18 protein-coding genes and 1 tRNA gene are annotated in these 18,412 nt (G+C 69.1%); 10 read left to right on the forward strand and 9 right to left on the reverse strand.

Features of this window, described 5'->3' with window-relative positions; genetic code table 11:
* From ACWENQ_RS45095 to ACWENQ_RS45105, 3 genes are all read left to right on the forward strand, one after another.
* Window positions 1-1,366: thioesterase domain-containing protein (locus ACWENQ_RS45095; RefSeq protein WP_452419684.1), on the forward strand; the 1,366-nt coding region annotated here is incomplete at its 5' end.
* On the forward strand, window positions 1,341-2,630 hold the full coding sequence (locus ACWENQ_RS45100) for an MFS transporter (protein ID WP_449915472.1): 1,290 nt from the start codon (window positions 1,341-1,343) through the stop codon (window positions 2,628-2,630). The genes ACWENQ_RS45095 and ACWENQ_RS45100, both read left to right, overlap by 26 nt.
* Before the next feature lie 2 nt (window positions 2,631-2,632).
* On the forward strand, window positions 2,633-3,538 hold the full coding sequence (locus ACWENQ_RS45105) for a TauD/TfdA family dioxygenase (protein WP_452419685.1): 906 nt from the start codon (window positions 2,633-2,635) through the stop codon (window positions 3,536-3,538).
* A gap of 304 nt (window positions 3,539-3,842) precedes the next feature.
* Here ACWENQ_RS45105 and ACWENQ_RS45110 read toward each other — a convergent pair whose 3' ends face one another.
* The 4 genes from ACWENQ_RS45110 to ACWENQ_RS45125 all read right to left on the reverse strand — a co-directional run bounded on the left by ACWENQ_RS45110 (window position 3,843) and on the right by ACWENQ_RS45125 (window position 7,587).
* Window positions 3,843-4,787, reverse strand: a complete 945-nt coding sequence (locus tag ACWENQ_RS45110) for a D-2-hydroxyacid dehydrogenase family protein (RefSeq protein WP_449915469.1) — start codon at window positions 4,785-4,787, stop codon at window positions 3,843-3,845.
* Between the two features lie 111 nt (window positions 4,788-4,898).
* Window positions 4,899-5,072 carry a CsbD family protein gene (locus ACWENQ_RS45115; protein WP_354907941.1) on the reverse strand — a complete coding sequence of 58 codons (174 nt, stop codon included), beginning with the start codon at window positions 5,070-5,072 and terminating at the stop codon, window positions 4,899-4,901.
* A 265-nt stretch (window positions 5,073-5,337) separates the two neighbouring features.
* Window positions 5,338-6,930 (reverse strand): serine hydrolase domain-containing protein, encoded by a 1,593-nt coding sequence (locus tag ACWENQ_RS45120; RefSeq protein ID WP_452419686.1) that lies wholly within the window; start codon window positions 6,928-6,930, stop codon window positions 5,338-5,340.
* A 177-nt stretch (window positions 6,931-7,107) separates the two neighbouring features.
* The gene (locus ACWENQ_RS45125) at window positions 7,108-7,587 is read right to left on the reverse strand and encodes a MarR family winged helix-turn-helix transcriptional regulator (protein ID WP_452419687.1); all 480 of its coding nucleotides are present in this window, start codon (window positions 7,585-7,587) and stop codon (window positions 7,108-7,110) included.
* A 100-nt stretch (window positions 7,588-7,687) separates the two neighbouring features.
* Here ACWENQ_RS45125 and ACWENQ_RS45130 point away from each other — a divergent pair, with 100 nt between their 5' ends.
* The 3 genes from ACWENQ_RS45130 (at window position 7,688) to ACWENQ_RS45140 (ending at window position 10,874) form a co-directional block, all read left to right on the forward strand.
* Window positions 7,688-8,521: an NAD(P)H-binding protein gene (locus ACWENQ_RS45130; protein WP_452419688.1), complete on the forward strand. Its 834-nt coding sequence runs from the start codon at window positions 7,688-7,690 to the stop codon at window positions 8,519-8,521.
* 52 nt (window positions 8,522-8,573) lie between these two features.
* Entirely contained in the window at window positions 8,574-9,959 is a 1,386-nt protein-coding gene (locus ACWENQ_RS45135; protein WP_452419689.1) for a DHA2 family efflux MFS transporter permease subunit, read from the forward strand.
* Between the two features lie 501 nt (window positions 9,960-10,460).
* Window positions 10,461-10,874: a hypothetical protein gene (locus ACWENQ_RS45140; protein ID WP_354907935.1), complete on the forward strand. Its 414-nt coding sequence runs from the start codon at window positions 10,461-10,463 to the stop codon at window positions 10,872-10,874.
* Between the two features lie 359 nt (window positions 10,875-11,233).
* Here ACWENQ_RS45140 and ACWENQ_RS45145 read toward each other — a convergent pair whose 3' ends face one another.
* Window positions 11,234-11,683 carry a MarR family winged helix-turn-helix transcriptional regulator gene (locus ACWENQ_RS45145; RefSeq protein WP_449915455.1) on the reverse strand — a complete coding sequence of 150 codons (450 nt, stop codon included), beginning with the start codon at window positions 11,681-11,683 and terminating at the stop codon, window positions 11,234-11,236.
* A gap of 81 nt (window positions 11,684-11,764) precedes the next feature.
* On the opposite strand from ACWENQ_RS45145, the gene ACWENQ_RS45150 reads away from it, so the two are divergent.
* Window positions 11,765-12,610 (forward strand): alpha/beta fold hydrolase, encoded by an 846-nt coding sequence (locus tag ACWENQ_RS45150; protein ID WP_452419690.1) that lies wholly within the window; start codon window positions 11,765-11,767, stop codon window positions 12,608-12,610.
* Between the two features lie 592 nt (window positions 12,611-13,202).
* Here the strand turns inward: ACWENQ_RS45150 and ACWENQ_RS45155 are convergent.
* On the reverse strand, window positions 13,203-13,604 hold the full coding sequence (locus ACWENQ_RS45155) for a hypothetical protein (RefSeq protein WP_452419691.1): 402 nt from the start codon (window positions 13,602-13,604) through the stop codon (window positions 13,203-13,205).
* A 4-nt stretch (window positions 13,605-13,608) separates the two neighbouring features.
* A complete protein-coding gene (locus tag ACWENQ_RS45160) occupies window positions 13,609-15,105 on the reverse strand; it encodes an FAD-dependent monooxygenase (RefSeq protein WP_452419692.1) in 1,497 nt (498 codons plus the stop codon).
* Between the two features lie 109 nt (window positions 15,106-15,214).
* Between ACWENQ_RS45160 and ACWENQ_RS45165 the strand changes: the two genes are divergently transcribed.
* Window positions 15,215-15,589 carry a winged helix-turn-helix transcriptional regulator gene (locus tag ACWENQ_RS45165; protein WP_449915447.1) on the forward strand — a complete coding sequence of 125 codons (375 nt, stop codon included), beginning with the start codon at window positions 15,215-15,217 and terminating at the stop codon, window positions 15,587-15,589.
* Window positions 15,590-16,025: 436 nt separating this feature from the next.
* Window positions 16,026-16,448: a tyrosine-type recombinase/integrase gene (locus ACWENQ_RS45170; protein ID WP_452419693.1), complete on the forward strand. Its 423-nt coding sequence runs from the start codon at window positions 16,026-16,028 to the stop codon at window positions 16,446-16,448.
* Between the two features lie 107 nt (window positions 16,449-16,555).
* Here ACWENQ_RS45170 and ACWENQ_RS45175 read toward each other — a convergent pair.
* Together ACWENQ_RS45175 and ACWENQ_RS45180 are read right to left on the reverse strand one after the other, a co-directional pair.
* Window positions 16,556-16,629, reverse strand: a tRNA-Pro gene (locus ACWENQ_RS45175).
* A gap of 63 nt (window positions 16,630-16,692) precedes the next feature.
* Window positions 16,693-17,586: a metallophosphoesterase gene (locus ACWENQ_RS45180; RefSeq protein WP_354907931.1), complete on the reverse strand. Its 894-nt coding sequence runs from the start codon at window positions 17,584-17,586 to the stop codon at window positions 16,693-16,695.
* Window positions 17,587-17,616: 30 nt separating this feature from the next.
* On the opposite strand from ACWENQ_RS45180, the gene ACWENQ_RS45185 reads away from it, so the two are divergent.
* Window positions 17,617-18,069, forward strand: a complete 453-nt coding sequence (locus tag ACWENQ_RS45185; protein WP_354907930.1) for a GatB/YqeY domain-containing protein — start codon at window positions 17,617-17,619, stop codon at window positions 18,067-18,069.
* The last annotated feature ends 343 nt before the right edge of the window (window positions 18,070-18,412 follow it).

The raw sequence follows: 18,412 nt of genomic DNA on the forward strand, positions 1-18,412 counted from the left end.
CTACCTGGGTCGGATCGACGATCAGGTGAAGGTCCGGGGTATGCGGGTGGAGCTGGGCGAGATCGAGGCGGTGCTGGCTCGGCATCCGGGGGTGCAGGCGGCGGCGGTGCGGCCGGTGGGTGGTGTGCTGGCGGCGTATGTGGTGGGTGCGGTCGACTTCGAGGAGTTGGCGGGGTTCCTGCGGCAGGGGTTGCCGGAGCACATGGTGCCGTCGTCGTTCACGGTGTTGGATCGGTTGCCGGTGACCGCCAACGGCAAACTCGACCGCAAAGCCCTCCCTGATCCGGCACCGGTGGCCCGAGCCCCGTACGAAGCACCCAGGGACGAGCTGGAAGAGACCCTCGTCGGCATCTGGGCGGAGATCCTCGGCGTGGAAACGCCGGGCATCCGCGACGACTTCTTCGACCTCGGCGGACACTCGCTGCTGGCGCTTCGCCTGGCCCTGCGGATGCGGCAGGCGCTCGGCAGGGAGATCCCGGTGGCCACCGTGCTCGCCGCGCCCACGGTCGCCCAGCTCGCCGAGGCCCTCGCGGACGAAGGCGACAACCCGATCTCCCGGGGCCGGGTCGTGCCGCTGCGCACCGCGGGCAACCGTCCTCCCCTGTTCCTCATCCACGCGCTCGGCGGGCAGGTCTTCCGATACCGGCCGCTCGCCCAGCACCTCGGCGACGACCAGCCGGTCTACGCCATCCCCGCGCACGGGCTGACCGAGGGCGACGCCGTACAGACCACCATCGACGAGATGGCCGAGAGCTACGCCGGCTACATCCGCGAGCTCTTCCCTGACGGGCCCTACTTCGTCGGCGGCTTCTGCATCGGCGGGAACATCGCCCTCGAAGTGGCCCGCAAGCTGCGCCAGGACGGCCACGACGTGCCGTACGTCTTCCTGGCCTGGTCCTCCGCGGAGGAGCCCGTGGTCGGCTCGACGCTGGAGGACGACACCGCGCTCATGGTGCACGCGCTGGCCGGCGGAGCCACCTCGCTCGACCCTCGCGAGCTGAGCCTGATGGAGCCGGCGGAGCGGCTGCTGGCCATCGTCAACGCGGCCACCAAGGAAGGCCAGCTCCGGACGGAGAGCACCGACCTCGACCAGATCCAGCGCTACGTCGAGGTCTTCCGCGCCAACGCCCACGCGGTGGGGCGCTACAAGCACGACACCTTCGACGGACCGGTGATCCTGCTGATCCCCGAGGAGGACAACGCTCCTCCCGAGGAGGACTACGGGTGGCGGGCGGTCATCCCGCACCTGGAGACCGGGCTCATCCCCGGCGCGCGGTTCAGCGCGCTCTACAACCCCTACGTCACCCGGACCGCCAACCAATGGAGGAGGTGGATGGACCGTGGCCTCGGACACGCCCACCACTGAGGCGCTCGCGCCCGCAGAAGAGAAGCCGGCCAGCCTCTGGAAACACCGCGACTTCCTCAAACTCTGGCTCGGCTACAGCACCTCCCAGTTCGGCGCCCAGGTCACCGTGGTGGCCATGCCGCTCATCGCCATCGTCCTGCTGGGCGCCGACGAGGCCGAAGTGGGCACGCTGGGCGCGGTCGGGCGGCTGCCGTTCCTGCTGTTCCTGTTCGCCGGCTTCTGGGCCGACAGGTTCCGCAAGCGGCCCACCATGATCGTCGCCGACGTCGGCCGCAGCGTGCTCCTCCTGGCGGTCGTCGGGCTCTACGCCGCCGACATGCTCACGCTCTTCTGGCTCGGCACGATCTCCTTCCTGTCCATCGTGCTGTTCGTGTTCTTCGAGGTCGCGAACATGTCGCACCTGCCGTTCCTGGTGGGGCGCGAGCTGATCGGCGACGGCAACGCCAAGCTCCAGCTGAGCAACTCCGTCGCCAGGGTCGTGGGCAACAGCGTCGGCTCGGTGCTGGTCAACGCGTTCATCGCGACCCAGGTGCTGCTCGTCAACGTGGTGACGCTGATCGTCTCCGCGATCAGCTGCGCGCTCATCCGCAAGCCCGAACCGGTGCCGGAGCGCAACGCCGAGCAGCAGGGCGTGTTCTCCTCGATCGCCGAGGGCCTGCGCTGGGTGCTGCGTGACCCGCTGATCAGGCCGAGCATGATCGCCGCCGGCTTCTACATGTTCTTCTACACCGGCATCGAGGTGCTGCTGCCGCTCTGGGTCATCAAGGGCCTGGGCATGGAGGAGTACTGGGTCGGCATCCTGCTGGCCATCGGCGGCCCGGGAGCCATCCTCGGCTCCCTGCTGGCCACCAGGTCGATGAAGAAGATCGGCATCGGGCCCTCCTTCTTCTGGATGACCGTCGTCGGCAACCTCTCGCTCCTCCTCGTCGGCCTGGCCACCGGACCCACCTGGCTGATCGTCGTCATGATCGGCCTCACGCAGTTCCTGCTCGGCGTCACCGGCCCGATCGCCATGGTGTCCAGCGCCACGCTCCGCATGGGCGCCACCCCGCAGCACCTCCAGGGCCGCGTCATGGCCTCGCAGCGGGCAGTGGCCCTCGGCCTGGCGCCGGTGGGGGCCTTCCTCATGGGTCTGCTGGCCGAAGGCGTCGGCCTGCGGACGACCATGCTCATCTGCGCCGTGGGCACCGTGATCCCGATCATCGTGCTGGCGCTCTCCCCCGTCCCCCGCACCAAGGGCATGCCCGAACCGCAGGAGCACTGACGATGGAAAAGATCACCTCGGGCGCGACCACGATCGCCGTGCTGGACGACGCCGCGCGCGGGCCCGCCGACGAACTGCTGCTCCAGCACGGCGCGGTGCTCTTCCGCGGCCTCGGCGTCGACTCGCCGGCCGCCTTCCACGAGTTCGTCAGCACCTTCGGCGAGCCGTTCACCAACTACCGCCACGGCAACTCGCCCCGCGTCGCCGTACAGACCGGTGTGTGGACCTCCACCGAGTATCCGGCGGAGTACGAGATCTCCCTGCACAACGAGCTGTCCTACGCGCACCGCTGGCCGTCGCGGCTGTTCTTCTACTGCGACCAAGCCCCGGCCACCGGCGGCGCCACACCCGTCTCCGACTCTCGCGCGGTGCTGGCGGGCCTGGCGCCGGACGTGCGCGAGCGCTTCGCCACCAGAGGGGTCGCCTACCTGCAGAACCTGCACGGCGGCTTCGGGCTGGGCAAGTCCTGGCAGGACACCTACGAGACCGCCGACCGGGACGAGGTCGAGCGTGCCCTGGCCGAGACCGGCGCCGAGTTCCGCTGGACGGAGGACGACGAGTTGCGGGTACGGCAGGTGCGCCCCGCCGTCCGCCGCCACCCGGAGACCGGCGAGGAGGTCTGGTTCAACCAGGCCGAGCAGTGGCACGTCTCCAGCCTGCCCGACGACGAGGCCGAGGCCCTGCTGGAGATGGCGGCCTCCGACGAGGAACTGCCGCTGCAGGCCACCTACGGGGACGGGAGCGCGCTGGACGTGGCCGACCTTCGCCAGGTCCGCGAGGTCGCCAAACGCAACGAGTGCGCCTTCCCCTGGCGGCAGGGCGACGTCATGATGATCGACAACCTGCTGGTGATGCACGGCCGCCACGCCTACACCGGCAACCGGAGAATCCTCGTCGCGATGATCTGACCGCGTTCGCTGCGGGCCGCCTGTTCGACGGACGACCTCCCCTCGGGGCACCCTGCGTCCCCGGGGGAAGTCCACGCGCCGGCGGGGTCTGTCGGCAGGGCCCGCCGGCGGGTTCCGGCGGCGGGGTCCGCGGGCAGGTCGTCGAACCCGCGCGCTCTGCCGGACGCCGGAGCCGACCGGTGCGCCCGAGCTCCTGGCGGGCGCGTCGGGCCGGCATGGGTCCGAGCTCCTGGCGGGTGCGTCGGGCCGGCATGGGTCCGAGCTCCTGGCGGGTGCGTCAGGCCTGATGGCCGGCGAGTCGCGCTCAGGTCAGGACGCGGAGCGGGGCGCCGGAGAGGAAGGCGGTGACGTTCTCCGCGGCCTCGCGGAAGTACGTGCGGTAGTTGGCCATGGTCACGTAGCCGAGGTGCGGGGTGGCCAGCACGTTGGGAAGCGCTCTGAAGGGGTGGTCGGCGGGCAGCGGCTCGATGTCGAAGACGTCGAGGCCGGCGCCGGCGATCGCGCGGCTTTCCAGCGCCCGGATGAGTGCCGGCTGATCGACGATGGCCGCGCGCGAGGTGTTCACCAGGTAGGCGTCCGAGCGCATCGCGGCCAGTTCCTTGGCGCCGATCAGGCCGCGGGTGCGCTCGCTCAGGACGAGATGGACGGAGACGAAGGCGGACTCGGACAGCAGCGCCTCCAGCGAGGGCGCCAGCCGTACGCCGGCCTCGTCGGTACGCGCGCGGGTGAGGTTCTCGCTCCAGGCCACGACGTCCATGCCGAAGGCCTGGGCGACCTTCGCGACCTGGGAGCCGATCTTGCCGAGGCCGACCAGGCCGAGGGTGGCGCCGTGCAGGTCGGTGCCCACGGTGGTCAGCCAGGGCCCGCCGGCGCGCATGGCGGCGGACTCGTGCATCAGGTGCCTGGCCAGGCCGAGGATGAGCGCCCACGTCAGCTCGGTGGGCGGCGTGGAGAAACCGCCGGTCCCGCAGACGGTCACGCCGTGGGCTCGGGCGGCGTCGAGGTCGATGGAGGCGTTGCGCATGCCGGAGGTGATCAGCAGCCGCAGCTTGGGCAGCCTGGCGAACACCTCGGCGGGGAACGGCGTGCGCTCCCTCATGATCATCACGATCTCGTCGTCGGCGATCGCCGTGACGAGGTCGTCGATCGAGTCGATGTGCTCCTGGATGCTCCTCGCCTCGACGGCGGTCCAGTCGGCCAGGGTGAGAGCGACGTTCTGGTAGTCGTCGAGGATGGCGCAACGCAGCATGGCCGGACCCTACCAAGCTGACGTCACCGAGGTGAGAGCCGACGCCCCTCCTGTCAAGGCCGGCCACGGAAGGACCGGCCACGCGGTTCGTGGCCGGTCCTTCGTCTTCGATCACTTCTTGAAGGCGTCCTTCGCCTTCTCGGCGGCCTGCTTGAGATTGCCCTTGATCTTCTCGGCCTTCCCCTTGGCCCGCATCGACTGGTTGCCGGTCATCTCCCCGACATCCCGCTTGACCTCGCCTTTTACTTCCTCGGCCTTGCCCTTGGCCTTCTCCGTCTTGCCCATTCCCGCGCCTCCCCTGCGTGGCGAATGTCCATTTCCACAGTACGTCCGCGCGAGCAGCCGGGGCATGCGCGTCGTCGCCGTCCACATCACGTGGAGCTGCGGTAGATCCCACGACGGTCACCGCAGGCACCGGCTCATCCACGAGTTGGCACGCCTGCGGGCCGCCACGGTGCGCGCCGGCCTCGACCGGCCGGACGGCTCCACCCACCACGCTGCCCTGGATTCCCATAAGTACACGGGCACGCCGGGTTCACGGCGACCCGTTTCATGTCGTCGACGACAGGGCGCCACCGCGGGCGGTCCTCCGGCGCCGCCAATCACGAGGGCCGCGGCCACGAACGAGGTGGACGAGACGGCAGACGATGACGGCGGCAGCGGCCAGCGCGGCCGTGGCGGCCCAGACGTACAGGGCGAGCCACACGTACGTGATCTGCTCCAGCGTGCCTGACCTGTGCATCAGGAGACCGATCAGGTCGGCGAGGCCGAAGAAGAACACGATCGGCACCGCGTACGGCAGCAGCCGCAGCAGCGGGCGCCAGACGGCCTGGCCCGTGCGGCGGCGGGCCCAGCGGCGGGCACGGCAGACCCCCAGGAGGCCGAGTCCGAGGTTGAGCACGGTCAGGCCGGCCAGCCAGGGGTCCGCGGTCATGGTGAAGGGCGCCGCTCCGGCGTCGGGGCGGCCCTCGATGATGTCGATCAGGCCGTTGGTGATGAGGAGCGCGTCGTCGCCGGAGATCATCCCCGTGTTGGTGACGACGGCGATGCCGTACCGGCTCGCGGGGAGGAGCGTCTGCGCGGAGTTGTGGGTGAGCAGCCAGCCGGTGTGCTGGAGCTGGGGCGCTCCACCGGCGGTCCTGCCGGCCACCCAACCCATGCCGTACGTGCTGCCGGCCACACCGGACGCGGTCTGGGCGGTCTTCAGGGTCTTCCTGGGCAGGACGCGGCCGGCGCCGTTCTGCGCGATCAGCCATCTGGCCAGGTCGTCGGCGGTGCTGACGACGCCGAAGGAGCCGCTGACGAACCACTTCGGGTGGGAGCGCCCGATGAGCTGCCCGTAGGCCCGGACGTAACCGGCGCCCTCACCCGGCAGGTCCCTGGTGGTGTTCACGGTCCTGGTGGACGTCATGCCGAGCGGACGGAACACCGCGGTGGCCATGTAGTCCGCGAACGGCATCCCCGCCACCACCTCCACCAGTCGCGCCGCGACGGCGTAGTTGGGGTTGTGGTAGGCCATCCTGGCGCCGGGCTCGGTGTCGAGCGGAGCGGTCCGCAGCATCGCGACGGCGTCCTTGAGGGTGTCCGGCGCGGGGAGCGTCAGCTCAGGGAAGCTCATGTCGCTCATCCCCGAGGTCTGCTGGAGCAGCTGGCGCACGGTGATCTTCTCGGCGCGCGGGTCGGCCATGGTGAACTCGGGGAGATATGTCCGTACGGGGGAGTCCAGGCTGATCGTGCCCTGGTCGGCGAGCCGAAGCACCGCCAAGGCCGTGAAGGACTTGGACACCGAGGCGAGCGGCATCGGCGTCGTCTTCGTGATGGCCTCGCCGCCGGCCGTGTGGCCGTAGCCCGCGACATGGACGACCTGGTCGCCCTTGGTGACGGCGACCACGGCGCCAGGCAGCCGGGTCCTCTCGACATAGCCGCGCATGAAGTCGTCGATCACGCTCGCGCTCAGGTCCGCGCTCTTCGGTGCCGCCGAGGCGTGCGCGGTCGTTGAGGCGCCCGCCGCTGCCGAGGCGTGCGCCGTCGCTGAGGCGCCCGCCGTCGTCGTCCCCGTCGTCGAGGCGCCCGCCGCCGTCATCCCCGTGGCCAGCAGCACGCCGGCCAGACCGGCCATCGCCGCGATCTTCCGCACCTTCATCGGGTTCCTTCCGAGCTCTTCGTCCGCTGGGAAGGAACGCTAGGAGTCGGCCAGGGTGCCACACAGTGGCCGATCGGCCGCCCCTGACCCTGACTTTCGTCAGGTGGACTCCGGCCTCCACGGCCGAGCCGAAGGAGGGCGCCCTCGAGCACTGGGGCGGCGACGCCTGAACGATGACTAGGCGCCCTTCGTGTCGCGGGCCTGGGCTCTCTCGTTCAGGTGCGCCAGCGAGTCGACGTACTTGAGCATCAGGCGGGCGAACTCCAGCCGATCGTGCTCCGACCAGTCGGCGGTGATGTACTCGAACGCCGAGCGCTGGTGGCGGCGGAAGCGCGTCATGAGCTCGCGGCCTTCGGGGCTGAGCCGCAGGACGGTGCGACGGCCGTCCTCCTGGGAGGCCGCCCGGATCAGATAGCCGGCCTTGATGTTGTCGGTGACCATCCGGCTGGCGACCGAGGGATCCACTCCCAGCACCTCCGCCACCGCTCCCACGGTGACCTCCTTGCCGTCGCCCTGGGTGTGCTCCAGGACGATGTTGAGGACGAGGGTCCTGCTCAGGTCCTTGGTCGAGATCGGGTTCTCCACCTCTAGCAGCGAGGTACGGCGCAGCTTGGAGAAGGCCGGCCCCACAGCGTCCAGTAGCTCGTCATTCGTCACGCGTCCATCGTATATCCATGAGTCTCCGAAGACATGTGTTGACATGAAATTATGTGCATGACAGCATGCATGTGTCGATCAACACGAAAAGGAGTTCCTCATGACCATCCTCGTCACCGGCGCCCGCGGCAAGGTCGGCCAAGCGATCATCGCCCGCCTCCACGCCGCCGGGCTTCCCGTCCGCGCCGCCAGCGCCAACCCCGCCGAGCTCACCGTCCCCGCCGGCGTCGAGGCCGTCGAGCTCGCGCTCGACCACCCCGCCGACGCCGCGCTCGACGGAGTACGGCAGGTCTTCCTCTACCCCGACCCCACCGGCATCGACGCCTTCATCAAGAGCGCCCAGGCCGCGGGGGTCGAGCACGTCGTCCTGCTGTCGTCCTCCTCGGTCCTCGGCCCCGACGCCGAGACCGACCCCCTGGCCTCCCACAGCCTGAAAGTCGAGCAGGCCCTCGCCGCCTCCGACCTGGCCCACACCTTCCTGCGCCCCGACGCCTTCGCCAGCAACGCCCTCGGCTGGGCCTACTTCATCGGCCAGAACCTGCCGATCCAGCTCGCCTACCCCGACGCCGACATCGCGCCCATCCACCCCGACGACATCGCCGACATCGCCGTCGAGGCGCTGACCGGCGACTCGCTCAAGGGCCGCGCGGTCACCCTCACCGGCGGCCAGGCGCTCACCTTCCGCCGGCAGCTCGCCGTCCTGTCAGACGTCCTCGGCCGGGACATCCCCCTCGTGCAGATCACCCACGCCGAGGCCGAGCAGCAGATGAGCCGGTACATGCCGGCCCCGGTGGTCGCCTCCCTGCTCGCCCTGTGGGCCGCAGCCTCGGCCGCCCCCGCCGCCGTCGCCGACACCACCCAGACCCTCCTCGGCACGCCCGCCCGCACCTTCGAGCAGTGGGCCCGCGACAACGCCGCGGCCTTCCAGCAGTGACAACCCCCGCCGGGCCGACGTTCAAGCCCGCCCTTCTCTTAAGGCACCCCTCATGTCCACTCTCTCGGCGCCCCCGAAGACCCCCGTCCGCAGACGCTGGGCCATCCTCGCCGTCATCCTCTTCGCCGCGATCCTCGACCTGCTCGACGCGACGATCACCAACATCGCCGCCCCCACCATCGCCGCCGACCTGCACGGCGGTCAGGCTCTCATCCAGTGGCTCGGCGCCAGTTACGCCCTGGCGATGGGCGTCCTGCTCGTGGTCGGCGGACGGCTCGGCGACAAGTACGGCAGGCGCCGCCTGTTCCTGATCGGGATCACCGGCTTCACTCTCGCGTCCACCGCCTGTGGCCTGGCCGTCGGTCCCGTGTCCGCCATCGTCTTCCGGCTCCTGCAAGGAGCCTTCGGGGCGCTGCTGATCCCGCAGGGCTTCGGCATCCTCGGCGCGGTGTTCCCCCGCGAGGAGATCGGCAAGGCCTTCAGCGTCTTCGTCCCCGGACTCGGACTGTCCGCCATCAGCGGCCCCATCGTCGCCGGCGCGCTCATCGACGCCGACCTGTTCGGGCTCGGCTGGCGCGCCATGTTCCTGATCAACATCCTGCTCGGTGGTCTGGCCATCGTCCTGGCCGCCCGGCTCCTGCCGCACGACGACGGCGACCGTACGGTCACGGTGGACGCCCTGGGCTCCGGCCTGCTCGCCGCGACCATGCTCGGCCTGCTCTACGGCCTGATCGACGGCCCCGGCCACGGCTGGACCGCGCGCCCGATCCTCTCCCTGGCGGCGGGCGCCTGCTTCCTCGCCCTGTTCTTCCTGCGCCAGCGCGTCGCGGCCAACCCGCTCATCGAGCCGTCACTGCTGAAGAACCGCGGCTTCACCTCCGGCCTGATCCTCGGGCTGGTCTTCTACGCCGGGGTCTCCGGCCTGCTGCTCGTCCTCTCCTTGTTCCTGCAGGACGTGCTCCACCACAGCCCGACCCAGGCGTCCCTCGGCCTGGCGCCGATCGCGGCCGGCATCATCGTCGCCTCGATCGCGGCGCACCGGCTGATCGCCCGGCTGGGCCGTACCCTCGTCTTCATCGGCCTGGTCCTGACCTTGGCCGGCACCCTCGTGCTGCTCGCGTTCGTGCAGACCCGGGCTTCCGGCCTGGCGCTCGCCCTGCCGGTGTTCGTCACCGGTCTGGGCCTGGGCACCTGCTTCGGCTCCATCTACCAGGTCACCCTCGGCGACGTCGACCAGAAGCAGTCCGGCAGCGCCAGCGGCTCCCTGTCGGCCATCCAGCAACTGGCCAACAGCATCGGCGCGGCCGCCATCACCACCGTCTACTTCCACACCTCCGGCGGCGCCGCGCTCAGCCTGACCGTCGTGGCCGCCGCCACCTTCGCCTGCTGCGGCCTCGTCTGGCTCATGCCCCGCAACGCCCAGCCCGGCCACCACTGAGGAAACGACCAGGGGCGCACCCCTCTCGCCATGGAGGTGCCCCTGCTCCGCACCGTCCGGGCCGGGGCACAGGCTTCGTTCGTCGACGTTCCGTGGATCCCGGACGCCTCCGACGCTTCCGCCGCCCGACCGACGTCAACCCTCCAAGCCGCACGAAGACCCGCCAGGACTGATCTTGCGTTCAAGGGGTCGGCGCTCTCGGCCTCGTCGTCCCGGAGGAAAGCCGTTGCGTCTGATACGGGGACGGCCCCCAGCCGTCAGCACGTGGCCGGTCTCCGGGATCACCACGGCCTCCTGGGGCGGGTTCGGGTACCAGCGCTTCCGCAGCGCCGCCGAGCCGGTGCAGTCCGTCGCGTCCTCATCGCAGAGCAGACGGTCATGGTCGCCGGCCATGCGGGAGTGTCCGGTTGTTGTCCGCAGGTGCTGTCCACCGGTGGTGGACACCGTGCCTGCCTGCCGAAAGTGATCTCGCAGCGTTCGTCACGACGAAGGGAACAGACGATGAGGAAGATCGGCGCGCTGGTCGCGGGCGGGCTTCTGGCGGCAGGGATGACGGCCCTGCCGGGTGCGGCCTCGGCCCAGCAGGCACTCACCGGCAAGGTGGTCAACACGGCGGGGCTCGCCACGTTCGAGGCGACCACCATCGGCGGGACCGCCGATGGGGAGGTGTACCGGATCAACTTCGGCAAGCGCCCCGTGGGCTGGTACGCCTACGGGGACACGGTCCATCCGGTGTGCTGGCTGGAGGGCCCGAAGGTCACCGGCCCGTACGGTTCGACCACCGCCTGGATCTCCCTGGGCGGCGGCTACGGTGCGGGCGGTGACGGCACGCAGACGGTGCTGACCGACGCGTGGGTCAACACCGGCGACGACATCCGCAGGCAGATCAGGAAGTGCGCGAACCCCGGAGGGTGATGACGGGCGGGCGGAGGGTATCGGCGCTGTCCCCGCCGACCCGTTGATCTGTCGCAGTGCGAGGCGCATCGGAGCGAAGCCCCACCAGGACCGGATCGCCCGGGGACCGGTGACTTTCGTTCCGGCGCGCCTCGCCGCACGCGACATCCGCCGGCGAAGGAGGAGCGGATGGCTCGGTGGAGACGAGCGTCCGTGGTGTGTCCATCGAGTCCATCGCCGATCTCGTCGGGCACGCGGACACCAGCGTCACGGAAGCGGTCTACCGGCACCGGTTCAAGCCGGTGATCAGCAAAGGCGTCCACACGATGAACACCGTCTTCGGCGACAAGCTCCACGGTCGCCGGCAGCCACTGGATGCGTCAGCCGGGAGCCGGAACGTGCGAGTCGTAGACCGTTCTGAGCAGGCGGTTGAGGTGTTCGCGTTCACGATGGGTCAGGGCGTGGAGGAAGTGATCCTGCTCGGTCGCCGCGGTGGCGACCATGGTGTCGAGGAGGGCGTTTCCGCCGTCGGTGAGGGTGATGACGCGGCGGCGGCGGTCGAGGTCATGCACCCTGCGCTCGATGAGCCCTTTGGCGGCCAGGGAGTCGAGGACCAGCACGATGTTGCGAGCATCCACGGCGATCAGTTCGGCAAGGCGCCGCTGGCCGACAGGCCCCTGTTCCCTGACTGTCACGAGGACCGCGTACTGGGCCTGGGTGAGATCGTGCCCTGTCAGGAACCCGGTCCACGACCGTGCTGCCAGCGAGCCCAGCCGTGCCAGCAGGAAACCCGTTCCCCGCTCGAAGGTGGGGCCGTCGTCGTTGCTCACGCCCACCAGACTAGTCGATTAGACATGCTTCATGTCGTTTGATAGACATGAAACATGTCTATTAGGCCGCGTCATACCCACGTGTCGATCGCCGATTTCTCGCTGCATACCGTCGAAGTGGGGGATCCGCGGGGCAAGCCGTTCCTGTTCCTGCACGGCTGGCCGGAATCATGGCGGGCATGGGAGGGCGTGATGGATGCGGCCGCCGCGGACGCTCGGGTCATCGCCATCGATCTGCCCGGAATCGGCGAATCCGTTGGGGCTGTCCCGGGTGGATCCAAGCTTCGCCTGGCGGGAGTGGTGCACGAGCTGGTGCGGCGTCTCGAACTCACCGACCTGACGCTGGTCGGACACGACGCCGGTGGGATGATCGCCTACGCCTATCTACGGCAATACGACGACGTCGCCCGTGTTGTGATCATGAACACGGTGATCCCTGGCGTGGCCCCATGGAGTGACGTCCTGGCGAACCCCTACATCTGGCACTTCGGCTTCCACGCCGTAACGGCGTTGCCGGAGATCTTGGTCCAGGGGCATCAGGCCGAATACTTCGACTACTTCTACGACGTGCTGTCGGTGGACCCGGCGAGGATCACCCCGGAGTCGCGGCGTGCCCACGCCGTCGCCTATGACGGCGACGCGGCACTCACCGCCGGGTTCGACCTCTACCGCGCCTTCGGTCAGGACGCGCGGGACAACGCGGTTTTCGCCGAAGCCGGACCGGTCAGCACGCCGCTTCTCTACCTGCGCGGCGACGGAGAAGGCGGCGACATCGACACCTACGCGCAAGGGTTCCGCGAGTCGGGAATCCAGCATCTGGCCACCGCCCTGGTGCCCGGCGTCGGTCACTTCGCCCAGGAAGAGGCGCCCGCCCAGGTCTGGAAGCTCATCCACGACTTCGCCGCAGGTCCCGCGGCCTCCCACTGAGATCTGATCCTCGCGTTCGCCGTGTTCGCGATGGCGGCGATGATGTACCCGCACGGCGGCTCACGGCTGTCTTGGCGCGGCTGTGCCGGCCACTTTGGAGGTTCGAGTCCCAGAACTTCGGATCTGGGGCTGTAGACACTCAGCCAACGCAGAAGGCCAGTTCCGATCTCCGGAACTGGCCTTTGTACTGCTACTTCTGGGTCGGGGTGGCGGGATTTGAACCCACGGCCTCTTCGTCCCGAAGCAATTCGAACATGTGTTTGAACTTGCTCTGTCGGCATCCTGAGCTGCATAGAACGTTTGTGGACGTCCGCAGACGTTTGTGATCGTTTGCCGCCATTGTCACTCAATACGTCACTCACAACGAGAGCTTGAGACGCGCTCCGCGCGCCGAGGCCGACAGGAGGAACCCATAGCCTTCTGATCCATAGGGGAAGGCTCAGACCAACGAGATCATGGCTCTGACCTGCACCGGCGCGCTACGCCTAAGATCCACACGGGCGGTTTGGTGACGCATTGGGGACTGATCATGATTGAGAGCCTCTTGGCGCCTCCGCCAGCGGACCATGTCTTAGTGCGTGTTTGAGAAGGGTCACTCCGTTGGACGAGTGAGGGCGAGGCGCTGCTGACGAGTTGCGGCGCTTCCCCGGGTAAGGCGGCGGGCCATTCCGCTGATCGCCGCCCACCGGATCATGGCCTCGGCCGTGGCCGGCTGGCGCTCATAGTCCCGTGCCAGGCGGCGATGACTGGTCAGCCAGGCCGGCGACCGCTCGACGACCCACCGCCGCTTGATTACCGCGAACCCGATCTGTCCGGGTGCCTTGCGGACAACGTGCAGCATGGTTTGCAAGATCCGCTGACTCCACTCCACCATGATGTCGCGGCGCGGGTGCTTCTTGGGCCGTCCGTCCGTGTTCGGAGTGGGAAGCAGCGGCCCGATCGGCGCCCATTGCGCATCGGTTAAGTCGGAAAGGTAGCGGCGCTCACGTGGCACCCAGTTATGATCGCGATCTGATGGTCGTCACGGCGGCACCTGCCCACCGTGCCAAGGCGTCGGTCAGGCTGGAGACGTCGGCGGCGGAACCAGCCCAGCAGACATAACCGTCGGGCCGTACCAGCACCGCGTCCGCACCGAGTTCGCCCTTCACATGCACCCGGCCGATCCTGGCCGCCCATGCCTCGGCGGCCTCGGCGAACACGGCCTCGTCCGCGGTCGTCAGCAGCAGGCCGCGGCCGTCGCGCAGCAGCCGCGCTACACGGTCGGGCCCGAACGGCGTCATCAGGTCGAGATCAGGGATGTGGCGCCCCAGCAGTGGGTGGGGTCGGCCGGGCAGGTCGTAGCGGATGTCCAGCCCTGAGATCATCCCAGCGACGATCCGGTTGGCGTCCGGCACCCGCAGCAGTTCCTCGACGATGTCGCGCAGGGCCAGGTTCTCCTCGTCATGGACGAGGAGGACGGCCTGGGCGCGGGTGTTGGCCAGGACGCGCGCGGCGACCGGATGCCGTTCGGTGTGATAGGTGTCGAGCAGCCCCTCGTGCGCCCACCCGCCGATCTCCGCCGCGAGCTTCCACCCCAGGTTGAACGCGTCCTGCAGGCCGAGGTTCATCCCCTGCCCACCCATGGGCGAGTGGATGTGCGCGGCGTCCCCGGCGAGCAGGATCCGCCCGTGACGGTACCGCTCGACCTGCCGCGAGGCGTCGGTGAACCGGGAGGCCCACCGGATGTCCGTGACCCGAACCCCCGGTCCGAACGCGTTGCGCAGTGCCCGGTCCACCTCCTCCTCTGTGATCGGGGTGTCGCGGGACAGTCCTTGCTGCTCGGCCCCGTAGAAGAGGAACCGGTGGACGCCGTCGCCGATCGGAGCGATGTAGCCCTTGCCGGTCCTGTCGGGGGTCATGACGGGCAGGCGCCAGGTCTCCGGCACGGCGCCGTCCGGGTCGGAGATCGTGATGTCACAGACCACCGAGGACAGCTTCCCGTCCAGGCCGGGAAATCCGATGCCCAGGAGCTCGCGGACGGTGCTGCGCCCGCCGTCGCAGCCCACGAGGAAACGTGCCGTGAGCCGTGACTCGCCCCTGGGCCCGAGCAGAGTCGCCTCGACCCCGTCGGGATCCTGCGACAGCGCGGTAACCTCGTGCCCGCGCAGGACCTGGATGCCCAGCTCGCCGAGCCGTTCCTCGAGCAGCGCCTCGACCCGCCCCTGAGGGATGCCGATCCCGTACGGGTGCCGGGTGTCCCAGGCGGTGAAGTCCAGCCGCAACCCGGCGAAGTGCCCGCCGGCCACCCGCTGGACCGCCCGGTCCATGAGCGGTTCCAGGAGGCCTCGCAGTTCGAGCACCTCCGCGGAGCGGGGCTGGATGCCGAGCGCCTTGGACTGTCCGCTGCGCTGCGTCAGCCGTTCGACGACAACGGCGCGTACTCCGGCGAGGCCCAGCTCGGTGGCGAGCATGAGCCCGGTCGGTCCGGCTCCGACGACGATCACATCGACGTTCATCACGGATGCTCCGTTCGACAGGAGGCTGGCGGTGAAGTCGCCGGCCACTGCGCAGACGGTAGTAGCGGGGGTGCCGGTTTCCGCAACGATAGTTGCCTACGATGGACCGGTGACCCGACCGTTGGATCCCGACATGTTCGCGGGGTGTGCCTCTGCCAGGCCGCCGATCCAGATCGGCGGCAAGTGGGCCGTGAAGATCATCGCCTGTCTCGCCGGAGGTCCCCGGCGCTTCTCGGAGCTCCTGGTGCCGCTGCGGGGAATCACGCCGAAGACGCTCGCCGCCTCGCTGCGTTCGATGGAGCGCGACGGCCTGGTCTCCCGCACCGCCTACGCCGAGAATCCGCCCCGCGTGGAGTACGAGCTCACCCCCCTCGGCCGCACGCTGTTCCGCCCTCTGGCCGCTGTCTGTGAGTGGACCAGTGCGCACTTGTCCGAACTGATCGCCGCGCGCGCGGCCCACGACGCCGGCGCCGCGCTTCCCTGACCCCGCGTGCGCGGGGAGCGCTGTGGATGGGGTGCCGGGCGGCAGCCACGGCAGGGACCATCCCCGCGTGCGCGGGGAGCGCGCCTCGCGGAAGTTCACGCGGTTCTGAAACGGGCCATCCGCCATGCACAAGCGCGCGACCTGGTTCTCAGGAACGTAGCTGAGCTGGTGGTCACGCCAAAAGGCAGGCGCGGCCGGCCGAGTCGAGCGCTTGCGCAACAACAAGCCGAAGCGGTGCTCAAAGCCGCAGAGTCGTCAGATCTCCACGCGTACGTGGTGCTCAGTCTCACGACGGGCATCCGTACCGAAGAAGCCCGCGCGCTGCGTTGGGGATCACCTAGTCGCCTGGGTGAAGTCTCGGAGATCCTGGCGTCCGGTAACCGAGGTGGGGTTCGCTCACGAGCGGTTCGCCATCTACGTGTGGCGAGCTGATCGAGTGGGAGGCGACACCAAGACGCGCAAGTCGCGCCGAACCTTGGAACTGCCCCAGCTCGCGGCCAATGCGCTCCGACTGCACCACGCGAAGCAGGTCGCTCGCAGGGAGGAGGTCGGGGAACTCTGGGAGGACTCCGGTTTGGTGTTCACCACCGATATCGGTGCTCCCTTGGGTGCCGGGAGAGTCCGGCGATCCTTCAGGAAGATCACAGCTCAGGCGGGGATCGGCAAGAACTGGACTCCCCGCGAACTCCGTCACTCGTTTGTTTCGATCATGAGTGACCATGGTGTGTCCATCGAGACCATCGCCGATCTCGTGGGGCACTCCGGCACCAGCGTCACGGAGGAGGTCTATCGGCATCAACTCAAGCCGGTGATCACCAAGGGTGCCGAGACCATGAACGCCATCTTCGGCGACAGCTAGAAAAGTCCGACTGAGGTGGCTCCCCGTTTGGCTCCCCATCGACCTTCAGAGAACGAAAAAGAGGCCCCGGATCTCTCCGAAGCCTCTTCTCACCTGCACCTACTGGGTCGGGGTGGCGGGATTTGAACCCACGGCCTCTTCGTCCCGAACGAAGCGCGCTGCCAAGCTGCGCTACACCCCGGTGCACGCCCGTCTTGTGCGTGCCTGCACGAGTCTAGCGGACTTCCGAACCACATGTGACGCCTCAGCGTCGCGGAACCAATGTCAGCAACGACGCCTCGGGGAAGCACGCGAACCGAACCGGCGCGTAGGGGGAGGTTCCGAGCCCCGCCGATACGTGGAGCCAGGCGGACGAGTGCCGGTGCAGGCCCTTCACGCGCGCCCTGTCGATGCCGCAGTTGGTGACCAGCGCCCCGTAGAACGGGATGCAGAGCTGGCCACCGTGGGTGTGGCCGGCGAGCAGGAGCTGGTAGCCGTCGGCGGCGAAGCGGCTCAGGTTGCGCGGTTCGGGGGAGTGCATGACGCCGAGGCGGAGGTCGGCGTCGCGGGGTGCCGGGCCGGCGACTAGGTCGTAGCGGTCGCGGTCGATGTGCGAGTCGTGGATGCCGGCGACGGCGATGTCGAGGTCGCCGACCTTGATGCGGGCCGTGGTGTTGTTCATGTCGAGCCAGCCCTCGGCGGCCATGCCCTCGCCGAGCTCGCGCCACGGCAGGGAAGGGACGTGCTGGCGGCGGTCGTTCTTCGAGGTACGCCAGAGGTAGCGGGCCGGGTTCTTCGGCTTGGGCGCGTAGAGGTCGTTCGAGCCGTACACGAACAGGCCGGGCCGCGACAGCAGCGGCTCCAGGGCGTGCAGCAGGGACGGCACGGCGTCGACGTGGGCGATGGAGTCGCCGGTGTTGACCACCAGGTCGGGCTCCAGGGAGCCGAGCGAACGCACCCAGTTGATGAGCATGCGCCGCCCCGGCGTCAGGTGGAGGTCGGACAGGTGCAGGATGCGCACGGGCCGCTGGCCACGCTCGAGAACCGGTACGTCGAAGCGCCTGAGGCGAAAGCTGTTGCGCTCGATGACCGAGGCGTAGCCAAGGCCGGCCAGACCGAGGCCCATCAGGGACAGGGGGATTGCGACAGCTTTCCTCATCTCTTCATCATGCCTGAAAGGATGGAGCGCATGAGCGCATTGAAGGACAAGCTGAAGGCCGACCTGTCGGCCTCGTTGAAGAGCAGGGACGAGGTACGCCTGCGGACCATCCGCATGGCGCTGGCCGCGGTCAACGTGGAGGAGGTCGCGGGCAAGGAGGCCAGGGAGCTGTCCGACGACGAGATCATCAAGGTCCTCACCAAGGAGGCCAAGAAGCGTCGTGAGGCCGCGGAGGCGTTCGGCAACGCGGGCCGCAAGGAGCAGGCCCAGGCGGAGCTGGACGAGCAGGCGGTGCTGGAGGAGTACCTGCCCGCGCAGCTGTCGGACGACGAGCTCGGCCGCATCGTGGACGAGGCCGTCGCCGAACTCGGCGTGTCAGGGCCGCAGGCGATGGGCCAGGTGATGAAGGTCGTCAACCCCAAGGTCGCCGGGCGCGCCGAGGGCGGCAGGGTGGCCCAGATCGTCCGCGCACGCCTCAGCTAGCCCCTCCCGGGCTTCCCCCGCTCCTTCCAGGGCATCCAAGGGCTCCTGCCTTTCAGGGGCTTCCAGGTCTCCTGCCTTTCAGGGGCTTCCAGAATCTCCTGCTTTCCAGGGGCTTCCATGGGCTCCTGCGGACGAGGGCACGCCCGGTTCATCCTAGAACCCGGGCGCGCCCTCATTCTGGGCGGACCTCATTCTGGACGGACCCCGCGTTCTGGACGGACCCGGCGCTTTCTCGGAGTGCCGGGCGCCCCTGCTCGTCGACCTCCGGCTTGGCGTCTCGGAGGGGGAGCCGAGGCTTGATGGTTCTCGGGTACGCCGCCTCCGGGCGCGGGATCACGCCCGT

The organism is Nonomuraea sp. NPDC004354, assembly GCF_053602555.1.

Bases quoted from the DNA above. Each gene is read 5' to 3' on its own strand.
- ACWENQ_RS45105 (WP_452419685.1), top strand. From the start codon at position 2,633: ATGGAAAAGATCACCTCGGGCGCGACCACGATCGCCGTGCTGGACGAC.
- ACWENQ_RS45110 (WP_449915469.1), bottom strand. From the start codon at position 4,787: ATGCTGCGTTGCGCCATCCTCGACGACTACCAGAACGTCGCTCTCACC.
- ACWENQ_RS45115 (WP_354907941.1), bottom strand. From the start codon at position 5,072: ATGGGCAAGACGGAGAAGGCCAAGGGCAAGGCCGAGGAAGTAAAAGGC.
- ACWENQ_RS45120 (WP_452419686.1), bottom strand. From the start codon at position 6,930: ATGAAGGTGCGGAAGATCGCGGCGATGGCCGGTCTGGCCGGCGTGCTG.
- ACWENQ_RS45130 (WP_452419688.1), top strand. From the start codon at position 7,688: ATGACCATCCTCGTCACCGGCGCCCGCGGCAAGGTCGGCCAAGCGATC.
- ACWENQ_RS45135 (WP_452419689.1), top strand. From the start codon at position 8,574: ATGTCCACTCTCTCGGCGCCCCCGAAGACCCCCGTCCGCAGACGCTGG.
- ACWENQ_RS45140 (WP_354907935.1), top strand. From the start codon at position 10,461: ATGAGGAAGATCGGCGCGCTGGTCGCGGGCGGGCTTCTGGCGGCAGGG.
- ACWENQ_RS45160 (WP_452419692.1), bottom strand. From the start codon at position 15,105: ATGAACGTCGATGTGATCGTCGTCGGAGCCGGACCGACCGGGCTCATG.
- ACWENQ_RS45180 (WP_354907931.1), bottom strand. From the start codon at position 17,586: ATGAGGAAAGCTGTCGCAATCCCCCTGTCCCTGATGGGCCTCGGTCTG.
- ACWENQ_RS45185 (WP_354907930.1), top strand. From the start codon at position 17,617: ATGAGCGCATTGAAGGACAAGCTGAAGGCCGACCTGTCGGCCTCGTTG.